This window comes from Streptomyces sp. CB02923 (genome assembly GCF_001905005.1).
Taxonomy (GTDB): Bacteria; Actinomycetota; Actinomycetes; order Streptomycetales; family Streptomycetaceae; genus Streptomyces.
The window spans coordinates 170324-194088 of the sequence record NZ_LWKZ01000002.1; the positions used below are offsets into that span (position 1 = coordinate 170324).

At 71.6% G+C, this 23765-nt stretch carries 18 protein-coding genes; 8 read left to right on the top strand and 10 right to left on the bottom strand.

Going from position 1 to position 23765, the window contains the following annotated elements:
- Position 1: 1 nt before the first annotated feature.
- Positions 2 to 1057, bottom strand: a complete 1056-nt coding sequence (locus A6A06_RS07130; protein WP_073760190.1) for a zinc-dependent alcohol dehydrogenase family protein — start codon at positions 1055 to 1057, stop codon at positions 2 to 4.
- A gap of 180 nt (positions 1058 to 1237) precedes the next feature.
- Here A6A06_RS07130 and A6A06_RS07135 point away from each other — a divergent pair, with 180 nt between their 5' ends.
- Positions 1238 to 2245, top strand: a complete 1008-nt coding sequence (locus A6A06_RS07135) for a LacI family DNA-binding transcriptional regulator (RefSeq protein WP_073760191.1) — start codon at positions 1238 to 1240, stop codon at positions 2243 to 2245.
- 43 nt (positions 2246 to 2288) lie between these two features.
- On the top strand, positions 2289 to 3233 hold the full coding sequence (locus tag A6A06_RS07140; RefSeq protein ID WP_073760192.1) for a carbohydrate kinase family protein: 945 nt from the start codon (positions 2289 to 2291) through the stop codon (positions 3231 to 3233).
- 219 nt (positions 3234 to 3452) lie between these two features.
- On the opposite strand, the gene uvrA is transcribed toward A6A06_RS07140, so the two are convergent.
- Together uvrA and A6A06_RS07150 are read right to left on the bottom strand one after the other, a co-directional pair.
- Entirely contained in the window at positions 3453 to 6548 is a 3096-nt protein-coding gene (gene uvrA / locus A6A06_RS07145; protein ID WP_073760193.1) for an excinuclease ABC subunit UvrA, read from the bottom strand.
- A gap of 555 nt (positions 6549 to 7103) precedes the next feature.
- Positions 7104 to 7805: a TetR/AcrR family transcriptional regulator gene (locus A6A06_RS07150; protein WP_073760194.1), complete on the bottom strand. Its 702-nt coding sequence runs from the start codon at positions 7803 to 7805 to the stop codon at positions 7104 to 7106.
- A 48-nt stretch (positions 7806 to 7853) separates the two neighbouring features.
- On the opposite strand from A6A06_RS07150, the gene A6A06_RS07155 reads away from it, so the two are divergent.
- From A6A06_RS07155 to A6A06_RS07165, 3 genes are all read left to right on the top strand, one after another.
- Entirely contained in the window at positions 7854 to 9761 is a 1908-nt protein-coding gene (locus A6A06_RS07155) for an FAD-dependent oxidoreductase (protein ID WP_274535871.1), read from the top strand.
- Between the two features lie 194 nt (positions 9762 to 9955).
- Complete coding sequence (locus tag A6A06_RS07160) at positions 9956 to 10726, top strand: maleylpyruvate isomerase family mycothiol-dependent enzyme (protein WP_073760195.1); 771 nt, start codon at positions 9956 to 9958, stop codon at positions 10724 to 10726.
- A gap of 9 nt (positions 10727 to 10735) precedes the next feature.
- Positions 10736 to 11392, top strand: coding sequence for an MBL fold metallo-hydrolase (locus tag A6A06_RS07165; RefSeq protein ID WP_073760196.1), 657 nt, complete (start codon positions 10736 to 10738; stop codon positions 11390 to 11392).
- Positions 11393 to 11552: 160 nt separating this feature from the next.
- On the opposite strand, the gene A6A06_RS07170 is transcribed toward A6A06_RS07165, so the two are convergent.
- From A6A06_RS07170 to uvrB, 5 genes are all read right to left on the bottom strand, one after another.
- Positions 11553 to 12011 (bottom strand): lamin tail domain-containing protein, encoded by a 459-nt coding sequence (locus tag A6A06_RS07170; RefSeq protein WP_073760197.1) that lies wholly within the window; start codon positions 12009 to 12011, stop codon positions 11553 to 11555.
- A gap of 268 nt (positions 12012 to 12279) precedes the next feature.
- Positions 12280 to 13302: a TerC family protein gene (locus tag A6A06_RS07175; RefSeq protein WP_073760199.1), complete on the bottom strand. Its 1023-nt coding sequence runs from the start codon at positions 13300 to 13302 to the stop codon at positions 12280 to 12282.
- Positions 13303 to 13728: 426 nt separating this feature from the next.
- Positions 13729 to 15948, bottom strand: coding sequence for a TerD family protein (locus A6A06_RS07180; RefSeq protein WP_073760201.1), 2220 nt, complete (start codon positions 15946 to 15948; stop codon positions 13729 to 13731).
- Between the two features lie 57 nt (positions 15949 to 16005).
- A complete protein-coding gene (locus A6A06_RS07185; protein WP_073760203.1) occupies positions 16006 to 16584 on the bottom strand; it encodes a TerD family protein in 579 nt (192 codons plus the stop codon).
- A gap of 485 nt (positions 16585 to 17069) precedes the next feature.
- Positions 17070 to 19205 (bottom strand): excinuclease ABC subunit UvrB, encoded by a 2136-nt coding sequence (uvrB, locus tag A6A06_RS07195; protein ID WP_073760207.1) that lies wholly within the window; start codon positions 19203 to 19205, stop codon positions 17070 to 17072.
- A gap of 484 nt (positions 19206 to 19689) precedes the next feature.
- Here uvrB and A6A06_RS07200 point away from each other — a divergent pair, with 484 nt between their 5' ends.
- The 3 genes from A6A06_RS07200 to A6A06_RS07210 all read left to right on the top strand — a co-directional run bounded on the left by A6A06_RS07200 (position 19690) and on the right by A6A06_RS07210 (position 21900).
- Positions 19690 to 20580: a glycerophosphodiester phosphodiesterase gene (locus A6A06_RS07200; RefSeq protein ID WP_073760209.1), complete on the top strand. Its 891-nt coding sequence runs from the start codon at positions 19690 to 19692 to the stop codon at positions 20578 to 20580.
- 98 nt (positions 20581 to 20678) lie between these two features.
- Entirely contained in the window at positions 20679 to 21239 is a 561-nt protein-coding gene (locus A6A06_RS07205; protein ID WP_242440617.1) for a methylated-DNA--[protein]-cysteine S-methyltransferase, read from the top strand.
- Between the two features lie 118 nt (positions 21240 to 21357).
- A complete protein-coding gene (locus A6A06_RS07210) occupies positions 21358 to 21900 on the top strand; it encodes a DUF1697 domain-containing protein (protein ID WP_073760211.1) in 543 nt (180 codons plus the stop codon).
- A gap of 52 nt (positions 21901 to 21952) precedes the next feature.
- On the opposite strand, the gene A6A06_RS07215 is transcribed toward A6A06_RS07210, so the two are convergent.
- Together A6A06_RS07215 and A6A06_RS07220 are read right to left on the bottom strand one after the other, a co-directional pair.
- Positions 21953 to 22585, bottom strand: coding sequence for a DUF1349 domain-containing protein (locus tag A6A06_RS07215; RefSeq protein WP_242440609.1), 633 nt, complete (start codon positions 22583 to 22585; stop codon positions 21953 to 21955).
- A 277-nt stretch (positions 22586 to 22862) separates the two neighbouring features.
- Positions 22863 to 23501 (bottom strand): uridine kinase, encoded by a 639-nt coding sequence (locus A6A06_RS07220; RefSeq protein WP_073760215.1) that lies wholly within the window; start codon positions 23499 to 23501, stop codon positions 22863 to 22865.
- Positions 23502 to 23765 lie beyond the last annotated feature (264 nt).

Consider the following 23765-nt stretch of genomic DNA (forward strand, 5'->3'; position numbering starts at 1 on the left):
GTCACCCCTTTCGCGCGGACTGCGGGCCCGCCGTACGGGAGCCCTGCCGCGGCGTCCGGGAGCCCTGCTGCGGCGCGATGTGGATCTTGCGGCCGGTGCCGGCCCGGAAGCGGGCCACCGCCTCGTCGAAGTCCTCCAGCCCGAAGACGTCGCTGACCAGCGGGTCGAGGTCGAGTCCCGCTGCCAGCACGTCGATGGCGGGCTGGAAGCTGTTGTGCACGGCCATCGAGCCGATGATGTCGATCTCGTGGTGGTAGACGAGGTACGGGGAGAACTTCGCGGAGCGGGCCGGGTCGGTGACGCCGAACTGGAGGAACGTACCGCCCTTGCGGACCCGGCCGAGGCCGTCCTCGATGGCCGGAACGGCACCGGTCGCGTCGATGACCACCTCGAAACCGGGCGTGCGGCCCAGCTGGTCGGCGCCGGTGACGGCGGCGTCCAGGCCGAAGCTCTCGGCGAAGGCCAGCCGGTCCTTGTTGAGGTCCACGACGGACACGGAGGCGGCGCCCGCGGTGCGGACCAGCGCGGCCATCATCAGGCCCATCGTGCCCGCGCCGTAGATGAGGTAGTGCTCGCCGGGACGGCGGGGCAGCCGGTTCAGGCCGTGCACCGCGCAGGACAGCGGCTCGATCAGGCCCGCCGCCGCCTCGGAGAAGGACGCCGGGACGAGGTGGCAGCAGCGCGCGGGGACGGCGACCAGCTCGGCGAAACCACCCGCCTGGGTGACACCGATCGCCTGATAGTCCTCGCAGAGGTTGGCGCGGCCGATGCGGCAGTAGTGGCAGGCGCCGCACGGCATGTTCGGGTTGACCGCGACGCGGTCGCCGACGGCGGGGCTGCTGACGCCCTCGCCCACGGCCACCACCTCGCCGGTCAGCTCGTGCCCCGGGGTCAGCGGGTAGGGCACGGCGGGCAGCTCTCCGCCGAGGATGTGCATGTCGGTGCCGCACAGCCCGCAGGAGGAGACGCGCACGACGACTTCCGCGGGTTCCGGCCGGGGATCGGGAACTTCGGTCAGGGCGGTACGGCCCGGCTCGGTGACCACGACAGCGCGCATCGGCGCCTCCTCACGTCTTCGTGCGGTGTTGCGGGTGTTACGGGATGGGGCGGCGTGAACGTAACCCGGGGGTAAACGTTTGCGCAAGCGTTTACGTCTAGGCTGTGATGGACTACGTACCGGCAGCCGGACGACCTCCTGCCGGCGAAACAGGGCGACGGACTCGGGGAGACGGACCGGATGACGACGATGGTCGACGTGGCACGGCAGGCGGGGGTCTCCGTGGCCACGGTCTCGCACGTGCTCAACGAGACCCGGCCGGTACGCCCCGACACCCGCGCCGCCGTCCTCAAGGCCATCGACGAACTGGGCTACACCCACAACACGCTGGCCCGCTCCCTGGTCACCTCGCGCACCCGCTCCATAGGCCTCGCGGTCTCCGCGATCAGCAACCCGTACTTCACCGAGATCCTCCAGGGCGTCGAGGCCGGCGCCCTGGAGGCCGGCTACAGCCTGCTGATCGCCGATCCGCACGACGACCCCGCACACGAGCAGAAAGTCGTCCGGCTGCTGCACGAACGCCGGGTGGACGGCATGATCGTCGCGCCGTCCGCCGAACCGGCGGGCATGGCCGGCTACCTGACCCGGCGCCGGGTGCCGGCCGTCTTCCTCGACCGGCTCGTCGGCGACGCGTACGACCAGGTCTGCGCCGAGAACACCGCCCCCGTACGCCAACTCGTCGAACACCTCGCCGACCTGGGCCACACCCGCATCGGGCTGGTGGCCGGGCTGCCCGGACTGAGCACCACCACCGAGCGCGTCCAGGGCTACCGCGAGGGCCTGCGCGCCCGCGGCCTGCCCTTCGCCCCCGAACTCCTGGCGGGCGGCAACTCCGAGGCCGAGGGCGCCCAGGACGCCACCCGGCACCTGCTCGCCGCCCCCGAACCGCCCACCGCGATCATCACCGCCAACAACGCGATGACGATCGGCACCCTGCGCGCACTGCGCGACCTGGGCCTCGACGTCCCCCGCGACATCGCGCTGGCCTGCTTCGACGACTTCTCCTGGGCCGACCTCTTCGCCCCGCGCCTGACGGCGATCTCCCAGCCCAGCAAGGAGATCGGGGCCGCCGCGGTCCGGCTGCTCCTGGAGCGGCTGGAGGAACCGGACCGCCCGCCGCGCACCCTGCGGCTGCCCTGCACCTATGTGCACCGCGACTCCTGCGGCTGCACCGGCGCCGGACGCTGACCCGCCCGCCCCTCTCCCCTCCCCCAGAAAGGCCAGGACTCTCGTGATCGTCGTCGCCGGCGAGGCCCTGATCGACCTCGTGCCCAGCTCGCAATCGCCCTCCGGGGACGGGCCGTTGCCCGCGCTGCTGCCGCGCCGGGGCGGCGGCCCGTACAACACCGCCCTCGCCCTCGGACGGCTCGGCTCGCCCGCCGCGTTCTGCTCGCGCGTGTCCACCGACACGTTCGGGGAGGAACTGCTGCGCGGGCTGCGGGCGGACGGCGTGGACACCTCGCTCGTCCAGCGCGGCGCCGAACCCACCACCCTGGCCGTCGCGGACATCAGCCCGGACGGCTCGGCCGGCTACGGCTTCTACGCCGACGGCACCGCCGACCGGCTGTTCACCCTGCCGTCCGGACTGCCCGCCGGAGCACGGGCGTTCTCGTTCGGCACCTGCTCGCTGGTGCTGGAGCCGGGTGCGAGCGCGTACGAGTCCCTGATGCGCCGGGCCGCGCAGGCGGGCGTCTTCACGGCGCTCGACCCCAACATCCGCGCCGGACTGATCGCGGACCCGGACGCCTACCGGGCCCGCTTCCGCTCCTGGCTGCCGCACATCGCGCTGCTGAAGCTCTCCGAGGAGGACGCGGACTGGCTGGCGGGCTCCCAGGGCACCGCGGCCGCGGTGAAGGAATGGCTGACGGCCGGGCCCGCGGCAGTCGTGCTCACGCGCGGCGGCGACGGGCTGTCCGTACTGACGCCGGGCGGGGTGGAGATCACGGCGCCCGGCGAGCGGGTCGAGGTCGCCGACACGATCGGCGCGGGCGACACGGTCAACGCGGCGCTGCTGCACCGCCTCGACGCGCACGGCGCCCTGTCCCCCGGCGCGGTCGCCGCCCTGTCCCCCGCGGCCTGGCGGGACACCCTGGGCTTCGCGGCCCGCGCGGCGGCGGTGACCTGCTCACGACCGGGCGCGGAGCCGCCGTATGCGGCAGAGCTGGCGGGGGTCTGAGCGTATGGGGCGGAGCTGACGGGGGTCTGAGCGTATGGGGCGGAGCTGACGGGGCCTGACCGTACGCGGTGGAGCTGACGGGGGCCTGAACCGAACGCGGCGGAGCTGATAGGGCCTGGCCGTACGCGGCGGAGCTGACGGGGACCTGGCCGTACGCGAACGGGCCGCCACCCACTTCTCCTAGTGGGTGGCGGCCCGTTCGGTGGAACGGTGCGGCCGTCAGGCCTTGCGGGCCCGCGTCGCCTTCTTCGCAGCCGTCGGCTTCGCGGCCGTCTTCACGGCCGCCTTCTTGGCCGCCGCGGGCTTGGCGGCGGTCTTCTGGGCCGTCGTCCTGGCAGCGGTCGCCTTGGTGGCCGTCTTGGTGGCCGTCTTCGCCGAGACGGTCTTCTTGGCCGGGGCCTTCGTCGCGGCGACCGTCTTACGGGCCGCGCGCTTCTTCGCCCCGCCGGTCGTGGCCGGCCCCGCGTCGCTGACCCGGTCGCCCAGGATGTCGCGCAGGAACTTGCCCGTGTGGCTGGCGGGGATGGCCGCGACCTGCTCCGGCGTGCCCTCGGCGACGACCAGACCGCCGCCGTTGCCGCCCTCGGGACCCATGTCCACGACCCAGTCGGCGGTCTTGATCACGTCGAGGTTGTGCTCGATGACGATGACCGAGTTGCCCTTGTCGACCAGGCCGGACAGCACCTTGATCAGCTTGCTGATGTCGTCGAAGTGCAGACCGGTGGTCGGCTCGTCCAGGACGTAGACCGTACGGCCCGTGGAACGCTTCTGCAGCTCGGAGGCGAGCTTGACGCGCTGCGCCTCACCACCGGAGAGCGTCGGCGCGGACTGCCCGAGCCGGACGTAGCCCAGCCCGACCTCGTCGAGCGTCTTCAGGTGCCGGGCGATGGTCGGCACGGCCTCGAAGAAGCTCAGCGCCTCCTCGATCGGCATGTCCAGCACCTCGGCGATGGACTTGCCCTTGTAGTGGACCTCCAGGGTCTCCCGGTTGTAGCGCGCGCCGTGGCAGACCTCGCACGGCACGTACACGTCCGGCAGGAAGTTCATCTCGATCTTGATCGTGCCGTCGCCCGCGCAGTTCTCGCAGCGGCCGCCCTTGACGTTGAAGGAGAAGCGCCCGGGGAGGTAGCCGCGGACCTTGGCCTCCATCGTCTCCGCGAACAGCTTGCGGACGTTGTCGAAGACGCCGGTGTACGTCGCGGGGTTGGAGCGCGGCGTACGGCCGATGGGCGACTGGTCGACGTGTACGACCTTGTCCACCAGGTCGTCGCCCTCGACGCGCACATGGCGGCCGGGCACCGACTTGGCGCCGTTCAGCTCGCGCGCCAGGTGGGTGTAGAGGATGTCGTTGACGAGCGTGGACTTGCCGGAGCCGGAGACGCCGGTGACCGCGGTGAGCACACCGAGCGGGAAGGAGACGTCGATGTCGCGGAGGTTGTTCTCCTTCGCGCCGTGCACCGTCAGCTGCCGCTTCGGGTCGGCGGGGCGCCGCACCTCGGGCGTCACGATGGCCTTCTTGCCGGACAGGTACTGCCCGGTGACCGACTCCTTGTTCGTCAGGAGTTCCTTCATGGGGCCGCTGTGCACGACCTTGCCGCCGTGCTCGCCGGCGCCCGGACCGATGTCCACGACCCAGTCGGCGACCTTGATCGTGTCCTCGTCGTGCTCGACGACGATGAGGGTGTTGCCCATGTCGCGCAGGCGCACCAGCGTCTCGATGAGGCGGTGGTTGTCGCGCTGGTGCAGGCCGATGGACGGCTCGTCGAGCACATACAGCACGCCGACCAGGCCGGAGCCGATCTGGGTGGCGAGCCGGATGCGCTGGGCCTCGCCGCCGGAGAGGGTGCCCGCCGCGCGGTTGAGCGAGAGGTAGTCCAGGCCAACGTCGACGAGGAACTTCAGCCGCTCGTTGACCTCCTTGAGGACCCGCTCGGCGATCTTCTTCTCGCGGGCGTCGAGCTTCATCTCGCGCAGGAAGTCGGCGCAGTCGCTGATCGACATGGCCGAGACCTCGGCGATGGAGTGGCCCTTGACCGTGACCGCGAGGACGATCGGCTTCAGGCGCGTGCCCTCACAGGTGGGGCAGGGCACCTCGCGCATGTAGCCCTCGAAGCGCTCGCGGCTGCTGTCGCTCTCCGCCTCCTGGTGGCGCCGCTTGACGAACGGCACGGCGCCCTCGAACGCGGTGGTGTACGAGCGCTCGCGGCCGTACCGGTTGCGGTAGCGCACGTCGATCTGGGTGCGGTGGCCGTTCAGGACGGCCTTCTTGGCGCGCTGCGGCAGCCCGGCCCAGGGGATGTCCGTACGGAATCCGAGGGCGTCGGCGAGCGCGCCGACCAGGCGGCCGAAGTACTCCTTGGTGTGGCCGTGCGACCAGGGGTGGACGGCGCCCTCGTCGAGGGACTTCTCCTCGTCCGGGATGATCAGATCCGGGTCGACCTCCATGCGCGTACCGATGCCGGTGCAGTCGGGGCAGGCGCCGAAGGGCGAGTTGAAGGAGAAGGAGCGGGGCTCCAGCTCCTCGAACGACAGGTCGTCGCGCGGGCAGTACAGGTGCTCCGAATACATCCGCTCGCGCTGCGGGTCGTCCTCGTCGAGGTCGACGAAGTCGAGGATGACCATGCCGCCGGACAGGCCGAGCGCGGTCTCGACGGAGTCGGTCAGCCGCCGCTTGGCGCTGTCCTTGACGGTGAGGCGGTCGACGACCACCTCGATCGTGTGCTTCTCCTGCTTCTTCAGCTTCGGCGGGTCGGAGAGCTGGATCGTCTCCCCGTCGACGCGGGCGCGGCTGTAACCCTTGGTCTGCAGGTCGGAGAAGAGGTCGACGAACTCGCCCTTGCGCTCACGCGCCAGCGGGGCCAGCACCTGGAAGCGGCTGCCCTCGGGCAGCTCCAGGACCTTGTCCACGATGGCCTGCGGCGACTGCCGGGCGATCGGGTCGCCGCACTCCGGGCAGTGCGGCTTGCCGATACGGGCGAACAGCAGGCGGAGGTAGTCGTAGACCTCGGTGATCGTGCCGACCGTGGAGCGCGGGTTGCGCGAGGTCGACTTCTGGTCGATCGAGACCGCGGGGGACAGGCCCTCGATGAAGTCCACATCGGGCTTGTCCATCTGCCCGAGGAACTGCCGGGCATAGGAGGAGAGCGACTCGACATAGCGGCGCTGCCCCTCGGCGAAGATCGTGTCGAAGGCGAGCGAGGACTTGCCCGACCCGGAGAGCCCCGTGAAGACGATGAGGGAATCCCGGGGGAGGTCGAGCGAGACGTTGCGGAGGTTGTGCTCGCGAGCGCCACGGACGATGAGACGGTCGGCCACGCCGGTCGGCACCTTTCTGGAGAGGGGCGGGAGGCCGCGGCTCAGCCTGCACGGGCCCGGTCGACGGCGGCGGGGCGGCCCGGTCGTCCGGGCGCCGAGCCGGTGGGCACGGAAGCTGAGCGGAGCCCCTGCCCCAGGGTATGGGGGCCGCCGCGGCGATGTCTTATTGATGCCACACACGAGCCTATAGCACGCGCATTCGAATTACCGGGTCCGTCGCACTGCTTCACCCGAACGTGTGGTCGCTGATCTCAACACGCGGCAGCCCGCGTCTCTTCCTCGCGATCATCGACAGACCGCTCTCCCCTTCACCCACGCCTCCCGGACGCCTCCGGTTCCCCCGCGTACCGGGGCCGCCAGGGCGCCATCCGGCGGAACGGCAAAGGTGTCCGAAGTCACGGGTGAAGTGGCTGGTGTTCGATTTCCCGGGCGCCTCACCGGGCTGTCCGTCCGGTGTTCAGGCTCTTCTCCAGGCCCTCCGTCCGGCGCTCAGGCGCTTCTCCGGACTGTCCGTCCGGCGCCCAGGCCTCGCGCGCCGGTGGCTCCGTCCGGCGCTCAGGCCTCGCGCGCCGGTGGCTCCGTCCGTACTACCCGCGACAGTACGTCGAACGTGTGCCGCAGCAGCTCCCCCTCCGCCGCGGCGATCTCCTCGACGGGAACACCCGCGAGCTGCTTCCGGATGACCGCCGCGTACACGGAGCGGTACGCGGCCACGGTCAGGGCCGCGGCCAGCCTCGGCCCGTACTCGTCCGGCCCGGCACCCTCGGCCTCCGCGAACAGTCCGGCGAGCGTGGCCTCGAACTCCTCCACGACCTCGCGCCCGCGGGCCAGCAGCGCCGGCGACTCCGCCAGCACCCGCCACCAGTAGCTGTCCCACGGCCCCACCCCGGCGAGCGGGTGCCGCTGCTCCAGCAGGTCGAGCGTGAGGCGGTGCAGCGCCTCCAGTGGCGAGCACCCCTCACCCCGCTCCCGTACGGCGCGCGTCGCCAGTTCCACGGCTTCGGGAACCCGGTCGAGGAAGAGGTCTTCCTTGCGGGGGAAGTAGTTGAAGACCGTCATCGTCGAGACCTCGGCCGCGCGGGCGACCTCGGCGACGGTGACGTGCTCGAAGCCTCGCTCGACGAACAGCCGGGTCGCCTCGCCGGAGATCCGTTCGCGGGTCCGGATCTTCTTGAGCTCGCGCAGCGAGAGCCCGCCAACGTCCGCGGTCCCCCGTTTGCCGCCGGTCCGCCCGCTCTTCTCCGCACCGTCACCCATGACCAAAATTTTAGCCGAAACAAATTTTTAGTCACTACACTTCTTCGCATGGACATGGAGACAACCGACCGCACGGACACGCGTCCGGACGTGGTGATCGCGGGCGCCGGGCCCGTAGGACTGATGCTCGCCTGCGAACTCGCCCTGCGCCGGGTGCGCGTCGTCGTGCTGGAGCGCCTGACCGCGCCGGACGAGACGATCAAGGCAGGGGCCATCAACACGCCCAGTGCGGAGGCGTTCTACCGGCGCGGGCTGCTGCCCGCGCTCGCCGAGGTGCAGAAGGAGGCGATCGGCCGGTTCAGCTCCTTCGTGCGGCAGCGGCAGGCGGCGGGGGCGACGGCCGTACGCGCGGTGCCGAAGTTCGCCGGTCACTTCGCGGGCATCATGCTGCGCGCCGACCTCCTGGACGAGTCCGACCCCGACTTCCACGGCGCCGGACCGGCCGGCGACGTCGGGCTGGTGCCGCAGCTGACACTGGAACGGCTGCTCGCCGAACGCGCCGCCGAACTCGGGGTCGTCGTACGCCGTGGCGTGGAGGTGACCGGCTTCGACGCGGCCGAGGACGGCGTGACGGTGCGGCTGCGGCCGGTCGCGGAGGACGGGGACGGGGACGGGACGGCTGGGAGCGGGGACGGGGCGGCCGGGAGCGGGGACGGGGCGGCCGGGGGCCCGGCCCCGGAGACGGTCCGGGCCGGCTGGCTGGTGGGCTGCGACGGCGGGCGCAGTACGGTCCGCAGGCTCGCGGGGTTCCCCTTCCCCGGCACCGACCCGGAGATCACCGGCCACCAGGCGATGGTGGAGCTGACCGGGTCCGAGAAGCTCGGCGCGGGCTGGAACGAGACGGATACCGGGATCTACGCCCACGGCCCGCTGCCCGGCCGCATCCTCACCGTCGAGTTCGACGGCCCTCCGGAGGACCGCGACGCCCCCATCACCCTGGAGGAGTTGCAGACCAGCCTGCGCAGCGTCTCGGGGACCGACGTCACGATCACCAAGGTGCTCACCGCCACCCGCTTCACCGACAATGCCCGCCAGGTCCCCGACTACCGCTCCGGGCGCGTCCTGCTGGCCGGCGACGCGGCGCACGTGCATTCGCCGTTCGGCGGCCAGGGACTGAACCTGGGCATCGGGGACGCGGTGAACCTGGGCTGGAAGCTGGCCGCCACGATCCACGGCCACGCGCCGGAAGGGCTGCTGGACACGTACACCACCGAGCGGCACCCGATCGGCGCGTGGGTGCTGGAGTGGACCCGCGCCCAGATCGCGGTGATGCGGCCGGACCCGCACGCCCGTGCGCTGCGCGAGGTGGTCCGCGACCTGACGCGTACCGTCACCGGCACCACCTACTTCACCAAGAAGATCTCCGGCGTGTGGCAGGGCTACGACCTGCCCGGCGACCACCCGCTGACCGGCCGCAGCGCCCCCGACCTCGAACTGGCCGACGGCACCCGGCTCGCCGCCCACCTCCAGGACGGGCGGGGGCTGCTGCTCGTCCTCTCCGATGCCCCGGAGGCGGCCTGGCAGGCCGCGGAGCACGCCGCCGGGTACGAGGGGCGGGTGCGCGTGGTGACGGGCCGCTGCCCGGGGCGTCCGGAGCTGGCCGGGCTGCTGGTACGGCCGGACGGGATCACGGCTTGGGCCTCCGGTACGGACGTACGGCGGGACGCTGAGGGGGCGGCTGAGGGGGCGACTGAGAAGGCGGCGGAGAGGGCGGCTGAGGAGGCCGCCCGTACGGCCCGGAACGGGGAGGCCGCGGTCGCGTCGTGGCAGAGCGGTGAGGCGGTCGGGGCGGTCGGGACGGCGGACGGGGATACCGTCCGTGTCCGTACGGGCGGCGCGGCGACCGCCACGCGAACGGCAGCGGCAGCGTCCGCGACCTGCACGGCGGACGAATCGGCCGCTCTCGGCGACGCGTTGCGGCGGTGGTTCGGCGCTCCTGATGGGGAGGCTGGGTAGTCGGGGGGGCCGAGGGGGACGGGCGGACGGCCGGGTAGCGGTTTCGGCCCCGGCAGGTTCCGCCCCCACGGCCTCGTCCGGCCCGCCTCCACCGGGCCGGACGGGGCCGTTCCACGCCGCCGGCGCCACCCGCGTACGCCCGGATCTGTGCAGGCCGACTCCCGCAGACGCCACCGCGGCGCTAGCTTCGGACCATGACCGACAACGTGCCCGACTCCGTGCCGGGTTTTGCACAGGACACCGCCTCCGTCCGTGAGGCAACCGACCGACTGCTCGTCGATGTGGGCAAGTTGGACGACGAGGCGATCGGAGAACCGTCACTGCTGCCCGACTGGACCCGCGGCCACCTGCTCGCCCACGTCGCACGCAACGCCGATGCCCTCGTCAACCTGCTGACCTGGGCGCGTACCGGCGTCCGCACCCCGATGTACGCGAGCGCCGAGGCCCGGGACGCCGACATCGCCGAGGGCGCCGACCGGCCGCTCGCCGTGCACCTGGACGACCTGCGGACCAGCGCCGAGCGCTTCGACGCGGCAGCGGCGGCCGTGCCGCCCGCCCGCCGCCAGTACGAGCTGGAGATGCGCAACGGCGTCCTCGAACGCGCCGCCCGGCTGCCGTTCCGCCGGCTGGCCGAGGTCGAGCTGCACCGTATCGACCTGGGAGTCGGCTACGGCATCGAGCAGCTGCCGACGGCCTTCGTCGACGCCGAACTGGCGTTCATGACGGGGAAGAAGTTCGCGGGGCACGTCGACGTACCGGCCCTGGAACTGCGCACCCCCGACGGACGGCGGTGGCGGACCGGCCGTACGGAGCACACCGGTGTGGTCACGGAGCGCACGGGAGACGTCCCGTACCTGGTGGTGTCCGGCTCCCCCAACGAACTGGTCGGCTGGCTCACCGGACGGGCCAAGGGCACCGGACTCGACACCCGGGGCGGCCCCCTTCCGGGCCTCCCCCCGCTTTAGGGTGGACCCATGAGCTACACGGGAGCAGTGAAGGTCGGCGGACCGGCCGACGTACACGAGCTGGCCGACCTGATGATTTCCAAGGTCGCGGTCGGCCCGATGGACAACAACGCCTATCTGCTGCGCTGCCGCGCCACCGGCGAGCAGTTGTTGATCGACGCCGCCGCCGAGCCGGCCACCCTTGTCAACCTGATCGGCGACAGCGGCATCGCCTCCGTGGTGACCACCCATCAGCACGGTGACCACTGGGGCGCGCTGCGCGAGGTCGTGGACGCGACGGGCGCCCGTACGTACGCGGGCCGGTACGACGCCGAAGGCATCCCCGTACCGACCGACGTGCCCGTCGAGGACGGCGACACCATCGCCGTCGGCGAGGTCCGGCTGACCGCCCGCCACCTGGCGGGACACACCCCGGGCAGCATCGCCCTGATCTACGACGACCCGCACGGGCACCCGCACGTCTTCACCGGCGACTGCCTCTTCCCCGGCGGCATCGGCAACACCTGGGACGACCCGGAGCGGTTCACCAGCCTCCTCGACGACATCTCGGCCAAGCTCTTCGGCGCGCTGCCCGACGAGACCTGGGTCTACCCGGGGCACGGCTCGGACACCACGCTCGGCGCGGAGCGCCCGCACCTCGCCGAGTGGCGCGAACGCGGCTGGTGACGGACGGGCGGACGGGCAGGGACGCGTAGGCCGGTGCGGACGGGCAGAGATGCTTGGACCGGTCCGCACCGGCAGGGACGCGTAGGCCGCCCGCACCGGCAGAGACGCTTGGGCCGGTGCGGGCGGCCGGTCCGTGCCCGGCCGCCCGGCGGGTGGTCCGTCAGCAGGTGACGTAGGACCGGCGCGCGTTGTTGTAGCCGCAGCTGTCGACGCGCGCGCCGGACGGCTTCTTGAGGGTCGCGGTGTCCTTGGTGTTGTTCCACACGTAGGCACGGCGGTTCTGGTAGCGGTGGGCGGCGGTGTCGCGCCCGCGGCCGGTGTGCACCGTCACGGTCTTCCCGGCTCCCAGGCTGTACGTACCGAAGGTGTACGTGTGGCGGGAGGTGTCGGTCAGCTTCCAGCCCTTGAGGCTGACGGCGCGCGAGGTGGAGTTCTTGATCTGCACCCACTCGGCGTTGAGGCTGGCGTTGGAGCGGTTGTCGCTGCCGGGGCTGTTGTAGTAGATCTTCGACAGGTGCACGGATCCGGCCGCGGACGCGGGTGCTGCCGTGACGAGCCCTCCGGCCGCCGTGGCTATCGCGAGTGCGGCAGCGGCGGCCGCCTTGTTGTGATGACGCATGGTCCCCCCTCGGGACAGTGCGCGCCGACGGGCCGAGGCCGGTGGGGCGTCGGTCTCCCTACGGGCGCGCGACCAACGATGCGCGCACTGTACGGGCTTGTGGCGCACCGCGGACATATGTGACGTACGCATATGCCCTGCGACTGGCCTACGTCTGCCCGGCGCATGCGGGCGAGGCCCTGCGGTACACCCGCGGGACCTCGCTCAACGCCTTGCGGCGGATCGGCCATCCGCCCGGCCGGCCGGTCAGGCGTCTCCGGACAACTCGTCAGGCGTCTATCGCATCCTTGGCATCTTCGGCACCTTCGGCTTCCCTCTTGGCTGCGGCGTCCGCCGCCTCCGCCCTGGCCTGCTTCTTCGAGGCCCGCAGGCTCGTGATTGTCGTGACGACGAGGACGGCGCAGATGACGCCCAGCGAGACCGGGATACTGATCTCCGGAACGCTCACGCCCGACTCGTGCAGGGCATGCAGCACCAGCTTCACACCGATGAATCCGAGGATGATCGACAGGCCGTAGGAGAGGTGCACCAGCTTCTTCAGCAGACCGCCGATGAGGAAGTACAGCTGCCGCAGACCCATCAGGGCGAACGCGTTGGCGGTGAAGACGATGTACGGGTCCTGGGTGAGGCCGAAGATCGCGGGGATCGAGTCCAGCGCGAACAGCACGTCGGTGGTGCCGATCGCCAGCATGACGATCAGCATCGGCGTCATCAGACGCCGGCCGTTCTCGACGATGAACAGCTTGGTGCCGTGGTACTGGTCGGTCGACGGGAACCGCTTTTCGACCAGCTTCAGGAAGCGGTTCTCCTCGAACTCCTCGTCCTGCTCCCCGGAACGTGCCTCCTGGATGAGCTTCCAGGCCGTCCAGATGAGGAACGCGCCGAAGATGTAGAAGACCCACGAGAAGTTGGCGATGATCGCGGCGCCCGCGCCGATGAACCCGGCGCGCAGCACCAGGGCTATCAGCACACCGACCATCAGCACCCGCTGCTGGTAGATGGCCGGCACCGCGAACTTCGCCATGATCAGGACGAAGACGAAGAGGTTGTCGACGCTCAGCGACTTCTCGGTGATGAAGCCCGCGAAGAACTCGCCGGCCGGCTGCCCGCCGCCGAAGAGCAGCAGGCCGAGGCCGAAGAGCCCGGCGAGGGCGATCCAGACGGCGGTCCAGACGCCGGCCTCCTTGACGGAGACCTCGTGCGGTTTGCGGCCGCCGATGAAGAAATCGGCGGTGATCAGGGCGCACAGACCGACGATGGTCAGCACCCACAGGGTCAGGGAAACGTCCACTGCTCCTCCGGCAGAGTCGTACGGCACTAACAGCGTCGTCGCTGCCGGAGGTCTCTTCCACCCGAGAGCGCTGATGCGCGCTCCCCGCGATGGGCCGACGCCCCGGGATCTCGTCAGTGGTGCGATCCGTGATGACGGGTACGTCGCGAGGGAATACTCCCCTCCGCACCATGAGAGTAAAGGAAAGGCAATGAATAGTAAAGGGGTGGGTAAATCAGCTGGTCAGGGCCCTGGGGTTTGGGGCTGGGAGCTTGGGGTTGGGTTTAGGGCTTGGGGGCTTGGGGTTGGCTTGAGGGCTTGGGACTGCGGGCTTGGAGCCTTGGGGCGGGTCTCGAGGCGGGCGCCCCCGAGAAGCGCCCCGGGGCAAGCGCGAGGGGCGGGCAGGCGACCGGTGATGTGGTCGTCTGCCCGCCCCTGGCGGACGGCTCAGCTCTCGCGGGACCGGGTGTGCCCCTGCGACCGGCGGGCTTCGGCCAGATCGCCCAGGACCTGGCGCAGCACCTGGCTGCCGTCCGGTACACGCGACGGCTCGTACGTCCAGGCGTGACCGACCCAGGGGTCGGCGAGATGGGCGTCCGGCACCGGCGTGATCCGCAGCAGGGAACGCCACAGCGGGTCCAGCACCGGCCCGTACGCCCGTGCCTCGGCCCGGTCGGCGACCATGAGCAGATGCACGCCCACCGACGGGCCCTCGTCCGCCAGATAGCGGAGCTGGTTGACGGCGCGGTCGTCGAAGCCGTGCGGGAAGTCGTGGACGATCAGCAGTTGCTCGGCGGTGTCCAGATCCGGCGGCAGGGCCTCCGCCGCCCGGTTGCGGACGGCCATCTGTACGAGGTCCACGCGCCGGGTCAGTTCGCCGAGCACCGCGGTGACGCCCTGCGCGCCGGCGGCCGGGGGTTCGCGAAGCGCGCCCGTCTCCAGCAGCGGGGCCAGCGCGGGCGCCGCGGCACCGGCCGGGTCGATGACCTGGACGGTGAGCTCGCCGGCCGGATGGGCGGCCAGCAGGCGGGCGGCGAGCGTGACGGCCGTGTCCATCGCCCGGCGCCGTACCTCGGCCGCGTCGAGCGGCTCGCCGTCATCCGGACCGCCGCCGTCGGGACCGTCACCGTCGGGACCGCCGCCGAGGTCGTCGAGGCCGAAGGCGCTCGCGAACGCGTCGTCGGGGGACCCCGTCCGGCCGAACGTCTCCGGCTGTCCGCTGTCGATCCACAGACCGCGGTCCATCGGCAGCCGTACGAGCATGGGAATGCGCAGGTCAGGGCACTCCGGCAGGCGCAGGTCACCGAGCCGCACCGCCGTCGGGTACTCCTCCGGGGGCCGGTAGCCCTGCCAGACGGGGCTGCTCCAGGAGGCGAAGGCCGGGGGCAGGGCGGGCTCGACGACCTCGGCCTCGGCGGTGAGCTGGGCGAGGTCCCGGTCGAGCACCTCGCGGGCCTGGGCCGCCAGACGGGCGTGCTTGTCGTGCGCGGCGGCCCGCGCGGCGTCGGCGGCCGGCCCGACGCGGTTGCGGGGGTCGGCGTTGACGGCGTCCAGCTCCTTCGCCAGGCGGGACTGGGCGAAGTCCATGGCGCTGCGGTAGGCGGCGACCGTCCGCGCCAGGTCTTCGAACATCCCCCAGACCTGGTTGTAGAGCCGCTCGTCGAGGGTCCGGCCGGCGGCGTCACCGGCGACCGGGCCGGGAGGCCGGGTCTCGGAGGGCATTGCCTCGCCGCCGGGTGTTGCCTCGCCGCCGGGCGAGGGCACGGCCGGGGTGGGGACGTCCTGGCGGGGGTGCGGGGCGGCGGAGGGGGGCTGCGGGGCGGCGGAGCGGCGCTTCGGGTGCCGGTAGTCGATGGCTGCGCGGTCCGTATCCGTACGTGCCTTGTGGCCGTGGGCGGCCTCGTGGCCCGATCCTGCCTCGTGGCCCGATCCTGCCTCGTGACCGGGGGCGGCCGTCGTGGTGGGGCCGGTGGTCGGGGTGGGGTCAGCGGCCGGGATGGGGTCAGCGGCCGGGATGGGGTCAGCGGCCGGGATGGGGTCAGCGGCCGGGGTGCGTTCGGCCATCCCGGTGCGGTCGGCTGTCGCGGTCGGCTCCGACGCCGGTACCGAGCGCGCGTGGCCGCTGCGTACCGCTTGCTGGATCTCCGAGGCCAGTGCGGCGGCCTGCGGCAGCCCCTGGTCCTGGAGCAGCGCCGCGAGCCCGCCCGCGTACCCCTGTCCTACGGCCCGGACCTTCCAGGCGCCCTGCCTGCGGTACAGCTCCACGGCCACGACAGCGGATTCGGCGCCGAGGTCGGTGAGCGTGAAGGTGGCGATCTCCGTACCGTCGAGGCCCGTGACCGCGACGAACGGTGCCGCCGCCGTGCCGAAGGCCGTCGGCCCGCCGATGCCGACGGGCAGCGCGAGCAGCACGCCGGCCCGGTGCACCGCGGCGGGCAGGGCGTCCAGGTCCATCGCGATCCGGTGCTCGCCGGCCGCCTGCCGGGGCACCTCGACGCCGTTGCGGCGCGGCGCTCCCGGGTGGGCGACCGCCTCGATGCCCGCGAGGTTGCCCTCTTCGTCGGCGAGCGTCACCCCCGCGACGACGGGTCCGCCCGCCGCGATCCTGATCTCCAAACGGGTCCGGTCCAGTGGATGGTTCTGCCCGCGGACAAGCTCGGCCGTCATCGTCGTTCCCCCGAAGTGTCGTGCGCCCCGTGCTCGCCGACGGGGCCTGGTGCGTGCTTACAGGTACGGCAGTATCCCCGGGACCACGTCCTTGAACGTACGGCCGTTGGAGGGTTCGCCGATCGCGGTCATCTGCCAGCCGGTGCCGGAGCGGTGCACCTTGCTCATGATCTGCGCGGTGTAGTCACCGCCGCCGGTGAGGGTGTAGCGGGCCAGTTCCTGGCCGGTGGTCTCGTCGACCAGGCGGCAGAAGGCGTCCTGCACCTCGGCGAAGGTCTGGCCGGTGAAGGAGTTCACGGTGAAGACGATCTGGTCGATGTGCACCGGCACCCGCGACAGGTCGACGAGGATCGCCTCGTCGTCCCCGCCCTGCCCCGCGCCGCCCACCACGTTGTCGCCGGTGTGCCGCACCGAACCGTCGTCGCTGACGAGGTGCTGGAAGAAGACGACGTCCATCGGCTGCTTGTCGGCGAACAGCACCGCCGAGGCGTCGAGGTCGATCTCCCTGGTCCGCGATCCGAACAGGCCGCGGCGGGGCGCCGAACGCCAGCCCAGTCCCATCCGTACCGCGGTCAGCGTCCCCCCGTCGGACTTCGCCAGGCTGATGCCCTGCCCCTTGAACAAGTTGACCGACACGTGCCGTCCCCTCTCGCTCTGTTCTCCCCGTTGCCGCCTCCCCGACGGCCTTCCCCGACCTTATGCACGGCCCGCCCCCGGAACGCATCCGCCCCGCGCTTTGTGGCGCTCCTGCAACACAGCCGTACGCTCCGGCCGCCCACAGAAGCACCCAGCCGACGCAGGGCCCCCATCACCCCTCCGATGCCCCGCAGCACTCCGCACCCAGCCCCCCCCCCAGCCCGCACCCATGCCGGTGCCGACACCGACTCCGGCACGGACAGCAGCACCAACTCCGGCAACCGCTCCCATCCCGCGCCGACTCCAACCGGCACCGGCACCGGCACCAGCACCAGCACCAGCACCAGCACCAGCACCAGCACCAGCACCAGCACCAGCACCAGCACCAGCACCAGCACCAGCACCGAGGCTGCCCCTATGCGCAGCCCCCGCACAATCCCCTCCGCGCAGCCCCCTCAGCGCAATTCCCCCCCCGCACAATCCCCTCAGCGCAGTCCGGCCTCCTTCATCTGCCGCAGTTCCTTCTTGAGTTCGCCCACCTCGTCGCGCAGCCGGGCGGCCACCTCGAACTGCAGCTCGGCGGCGGCGGCCCGCATCCGGTCGGTCATCTCCTCGATGAGTTCGGCCAGTTCCGTGGCGGGCCGGTCGGTGGGCGTACCGCCACCGCCCTTCGCTGCCTTGCCCTTGGCCGCCTTCCCGCCCAGCGCGGGCACCGGCGCCTTGCCCTTGGCGTCCTTGCCCTCGGCCGTCTTGCGGTAGCCCGTGCCCAGCAGCTCCTGGGTGTCGATCTCTTCGCGCGCGAGCGTCGCGACGATGTCGCCGATCTTCTTGCGGAGCGGCTGCGGGTCGATGCCCTTCTCCTTGTTGTACGCGAGCTGCTTCTCCCGGCGGCGGTTGGTCTCGTCGATGGCCTTCCGCATCGCCGGGGTGATCTTGTCGGCGTACATGTGGACCTGGCCGGAGACGTTACGGGCGGCCCGGCCGATGGTCTGGATCAGGGACGTGCCCGACCGGAGGAAGCCCTCCTTGTCGGCGTCCAGGATCGCCACCAGCGACACCTCGGGCAGGTCGAGGCCCTCCCGCAGCAGGTTGATGCCGACCAGGACGTCGTACTCGCCGGCCCGCAGCTCCCGCAGCAGCTCCACCCGCCGCAGCGTGTCGACGTCGCTGTGCAGGTAGCGGACCTGGATGCCCAGCTCGACGAAGTAGTCGGTGAGGTCCTCGGCCATCTTCTTGGTCAGGGTGGTGACCAGGACCCGCTCGTCCTTCTCCGTACGCGTACGGATCTCGTGCACCAGGTCGTCGATCTGGCCCTCGGTGGACTTGACGATCACCTCGGGGTCGACCAGGCCCGTCGGGCGGATGATCTGCTCCACGTAGCCGTCGGAGCGCGAGAGCTCGTAGGAGCCGGGCGTCGCGGACAGATAGACCGTCTGGCCGACGCGCCCCAGGAACTCCTCCCACTTCAGCGGCCGGTTGTCGAGGGCGGACGGCAGCCGGAAGCCGTGCTCGACCAGGGTGCGCTTACGGGAGGCGTCGCCCTCGTACATCGCGCCGATCTGCGGCACGGTGACGTGCGACTCGTCGATGACCAGGAGGAAGTCGTCGGGGAAGTAGTCCAGGAGGGTGTTCGGCGCGGTGCCGGGGGCGCGGTCGTCCATGTGCATCGAGTAGTTCTCGATGCCGGAGCACGAGCCGACCTGGCGCATCATCTCGATGTCGTAGGTCGTGCGCATCCGCAGCCGCTGGGCCTCCAGGTGCTTGCCCTGCTTCTCCATCGTGGCGAGGCTCTCGGCCAGCTCCGCCTCGATGCCGGCGATGGCCTTCTCCATGCGCTCGGGACCCGCGACGTAGTGGCTGGCGGGGAAGACGTACAGCTGCTGGTCCTCGCTGATGACCTCGCCGGTCAGCGGGTGGAGCGTGGACAGCGCCTCGATCTCGTCACCGAACATCTCGATGCGGACGGCCAGCTCCTCGTAGACCGGGAAGATCTCGATGGTGTCGCCGCGGACGCGGAACGTGCCGCGGGTGAAGGCCATGTCGTTGCGGGTGTACTGGATGTCGACGAAGCGTCGGAGCATCTGGTCGCGGTCGATCTCGTCACCGACCTTGAGCGGCACCATGCGGTCCACGTACTCCTGGGGGGTGCCCAGGCCGTAGATGCAGGAGACCGAGGCGACCACGATCACGTCACGCCGCGTGAGCAGGGAGTTCGTCGCGGAGTGGCGCAGCCGCTCGACCTCCTCGTTGATCGAGGAGTCCTTCTCGATGTAGGTGTCCGACTGCGGGACGTACGCCTCGGGCTGGTAGTAGTCGTAGTAGGAGACGAAGTACTCGACGGCGTTGTTGGGCAGGAGCTCGCGGAATTCGTTGGCGAGCTGCGCCGCGAGGGTCTTGTTGGGCGCCATGACGAGGGTGGGCCGCTGCAGCTTCTCGATCATCCACGCGGTGGTCGCGGACTTGCCGGTACCGGTCGCGCCGAGCAGGACGACATCCTTCTCACCACCGCTGACGCGCTGCGCCAGCTCGGCGATGGCCGCCGGCTGGTCGCCGTTGGGCTGATAGGGGCTGACGACCTCGAAGGGCGCCACCGTGCGTTCGATCTTGGAAACGGGCCGCATGGAACCAACCGTACGACTCCCCACTGACAACCGGCCGGAAAACGCTCCGACCAGCGATTCCGTCGGCGGGATCGGCGGAGTCGGCGGGGTGCGGCGGGCGCAAGCCCAGAACCGGCCAGCGGGGCCGGCGGGCCGATTCCCCGGCCGGTGGGCGTGGAGGCCGGGCCTCCACGCCCCGCGCCGGGTCCGGCACGTGCGTACGTTGCGTGCCTTTTGACGAGGTCACGGGACCGGAACGGTCAAACACGGACCACAGAACACTTCTCGTTCAATTTCTGTCCATCAGACGCCTGTCTTCCGGTACACCCCAACTGCGACCCTCTGCGCGTCCCACCCCGAATCCATCTCGTTCCCCGCAGGGGTTCCGGCTCCGCCACCGGCCGCACCGAGGCCGGGACGGCGGCCGCGTACCCCGCTCCGGACCGGCCCGCCGCGGGCCCGGCCCCGGCGCACGTTCGCCTCCACGCCGTCACTAGGAGTCCGTATGCGTATCCGTCCTGTCGCCACTGTTGCCTCGGTCGCCGGTGTGCTCGTGGGCCTCGCCGCGTCCATGCTCCCCGCCGGCGTCGCCCAGGCCGCCGACAGCAACCGCAGAGTGGAGACCATCGCCCACCGGGGTGCCTCCGCCTACGCCCCCGAGAACACCCTCGCAGCCGTCGACGCGGCGGCCGACCGCGGAATCGCGTGGGTGGAGAACGATGTCCAGCGCACCAAGGACGGCGAGCTGGTCATCGTGCACGACACCTCGCTCGCCCGGACGACCGACGTCGAGCAGGTCTTCCCCGGCCGTGCGCCCTGGAACGTCGCCGACTTCACGCTCAAGGAGATCGAGCAGCTGGACGCGGGCAGCTGGTTCAGCCCGAAGTTCGCCGGCGAGCGCGTGCCGACGCTGGAGGACTACATGGACGCGGTCGAGGACAACGGCCAGAAGCTGCTGATGGAGATCAAGGCGCCCGAGCTCTACCCCGGCATCGAGCGGCAGATCCTCAAGGAGCTGCGTGAGGACGGCTGGCTGGACCGCCACCACGTCAAGCACCGGCTGATCGTGCAGAGCTTCAGCGCCGACTCGGTGAAGAAGGTCCACGGTCTGCGCTCCGACATCAAGACGGGCTTCCTCGGTACGCCCGCCGTCGCCGAACTGCCCAAGTACGCGGCCTTCGCCGACCAGATCAACCCCCAGTACAAGTCGATCGACGCCGGGTACGTCGCCGCCGTGCACAAGGTCAAGGGCGCGCACGGCAAGCCGCTGGAGGTCTTCACCTGGACCATCGACGACGCCGCCAGTGCGGTCAAGGCCGCCGAGCAGGGCGTCAACGGCATCATCAGCAACAAGCCGGACGTCGTCCGCGACGCCCTGGAGGGCTCCGGCCGCTAGCACCGAGACAGTCGAAAGCGCACCGGCAGCCTCGCGGCAATGCCCCTGGAATGCAGGTCAGGGGCATTGTCAGTGGTGGGTCATAGGCTGCTGCCGTGATGAACGCAGAGCGTGATCAGCAGGCCGGGCGGACCATCCGCTGGGCCTGGCGTGTGCTGGACACCCCCATCGGACCGCTGCTGCTCGCGGCGACACACGACGGGCTGGCCCTGGTCGGTTTCCACGCCGACGAGCGGACCACCCGCCGGACGCTGAGCCGTCTCCGGCAGGCGTTCGGCCAGGAACCTCTCCCCGAGATACCCCACCTGGCCACGGCGGCCGACGAGCTGGCCCGGTATTTCGACGGCGGGCTGCGGGCCTTCACCGTCCCCCTGGACTGGTCCCTGTCCGCGGGCTTCAACGAGCGGGTGCTGCGCGAGCTGGCCGCCCACGTCGCGTACGGCACGGTGGTCGGCTACCAGGATCTGGCCGACCGGGTCGGGGAGCCGGGCGCCGCCCGCGCGGTGGGCGCGGCCATGGGCTCGAATCCGCTCCCGGTCGTCGTGCCCTGCCACCGGGTGGTCGCCAGCGACGGCGGCATCGGCGGTTTCGGTGGCGGCCTGGAGACCAAGCGCCAGTTGCTGGCTCTGGAGGGCGTCCTCCCGCAGCCCCTCTTCTGAACCTTCTCCGAACCTTCCAAGACCTCCGAGACCTCCGAGACCTCCGAGTCCTTCGACGGCCGACGCTCTCGCTGTCGGTACGCGCCCCGCCCCTCCGAAGAAACGGCACGCATCAGTCATGTCCCGCCAGATCGCTCTGCTCCGCGGCATCAACGTCGGAGGCCACAAGAAGTTCCCCATGGCGCGGCAGCGCGAGCTGTTCGCGTCACTGGGCCACACGGACGTGACGGTCCTCCTGCAGACCGGCAACATCGTCTTCGCCGACCCGGGCACGCCGCCCGAGGAGACCGCGCGCCGCATCGAGGCCCGGATCGCCGACGACCTGGGCTTCCCCGTCCCCGTGATGGTCCGGACCCGCGACGAGTTGGCCGCCGCCGTCGCGGCCAACCCCTTCCCGCAGGCCGCGACCGAGCCGAAGACCCTGCATGTGACGTTCCTGTCCGCCGTCCCCGGCGACGTGTCCCCACTGGAGGCGCTGGACCCCGACGCGTACGCCCCGGACCGGTTCCGGCTGATCGGCCGCGAGCTGTATCTGTGGTGCCCGGACGGAATCGGCCGCTCCAAACTCGCCGAAGCGGTCTCCCGCGCCCGGCTCGGTGTGACGGCCACGGCCCGCAACTGGAACACGGTCACCAAGCTGCTGGCCCTGGCGGACGCCTGACGCGGCACGGGTGGGGGCCCGGCGAGGGGTTTCCCGAGGCGGCCTGCCGGGGTCAGTGGAGAGACGTGTCGGCCGGACCTGCCGCGAAGCGCGTGAACCGTACCTTCAGGCCCGCCCGCCGCGGCGAGCAGCAGAAGGGCCCCGCGAACGCTTTCGCATCCGGATCGAGCGGCGCCAGCCGCAGCATGCGCCACGGCTCCTGCTCGCGCCGCGCCCGTACGGTCAGCGCGTCGCCGCTGCGGCTCACACGGACCGTGACCTCGCGCCCGGCCCAGGCCGGTACGGGCGCCAGCGACCAGTCGGACCACTCGCGGGTGACCACCGCGCCCAGCTGCGGCGCTCCGTCGCTCATCTCCACCCCGGCCTTGACCCAGGTACGGGCGTCCACCCGCACCATCGCCCCGGCCTGGTCGTACAGCTCGTCGAAAGCGGCGATGAAGGACACCTCGACGGCCGAGTCCGCGGGGAAGGCCGTCAGCAGCGCGTGGCCGGTGTCCCGGACGAAGCCGTAACCGGTCCGCCGCCAGAAGTCGCTCCCCGCGGCGGCCGTGACGACCAGCGGCCCGCCGGCCGGTGCCCCTGGCTCGCGCACCGCTTGCGGCGGTGGGTTCAGCCACTGCGCCGTGCTCGTGTCCCAGCCGATGTCCTCCATGCGCAGCGCCCCTCCCGGCTTCCCGCACGTCATGGTCAGCGCCTCACGCTAACCGGCGTGGGCCTTGGCTGTGACGGATTGTCAGTGGTGGGTCGTACGGTTTTCAGGAGGGGCGGCCACGGCGGCGGTCCGGGGAGGAGGCAGGGGTGTCACTCGTTCCCTTGGGCACGGCCCGACCCGGCGCGCCCGTGGACACGGCTGACCTGGGCGGTGGCGGCCGTGACCGGGGGCCAACGGCCGTGACCGGGGGCCGACGGCCGTGACAGGGGGCGACGGCCGTGACAGGGGGCCGACGGCCGTGACCGGGCGGTCAGCGGAGTCCGCTCCAGGCCGGGCGGTGCGGGTCGTCCGCCTTCACGACGACGTCGGCGGCCTCCTCCGGCCGTACCTCGTCCTCGTACCGCGCGAAGGCGGGCAGCGTCCACTGCTCGTCCGGCGGAGTGCGGCGGGCCAGCGCCGCGGACGACAGCTTCAGATGGACCGACAGGTCGAAGGGGAACCAGTGCCCGAAGAGCAGCGGACCGTGCAGCAGCAGTACGCCGCCGGGCGGCAGTTCCGCATACGGGCTGCGTGTCGCCCGGTCCGTCCGGGGGTCCCACAGATCCGGCAGCACCCGTCCCGTACCGCCCGGATCGAGCGGCGTGAGCACCTCCCGCCAGAGCGCCTGCCGGTCGAACCATTCGTCGTAGTAGGCGTCGGGGTCTTCCTTCCCGTACTCCAGGCGGAGGGAGGCGGGGCGCAGGAAGCCGTCGGCCGCGACGGCGTGTACGGGCCTGCCGCGCAGCCGCAGCGCCTCGGCGAGCCGCCCGGTGACGTCCGCCGGCCGGGCGGCCGGCGCTCCGTCGACGGCGACGCGCAGCCACGGGCCGCCGTCCGCCGCCGCCGTCGCGCCGATGTGCTCGGCGAGCGCGTCGGCGAGCCGGTCCCAGGTGATCGCTTCGAGCCGCACTCCTTCATTCTGCCGGGCCCGACGGGCGGACGGGCGCACGGGTTAGGGTGGCCGGTCGAGCCAGGGGTGAGAGGAGAGGCGTGTGGGGGAAGCGGTCGCGGCCGGGCAGCGATGGCTGCGGGTTCCGGTCGGTCCGGAGGCCTCACAGTGGTCGACCCGGGCCGGAGCAGCGCGCGTCCTGTTCGTGGTGCACAACGTCACCTCCGCCACCCGGCTTCTGGACGTGCTCCCCCTGTTCGACGCCGACCCGCGCGTCCAGTGCCT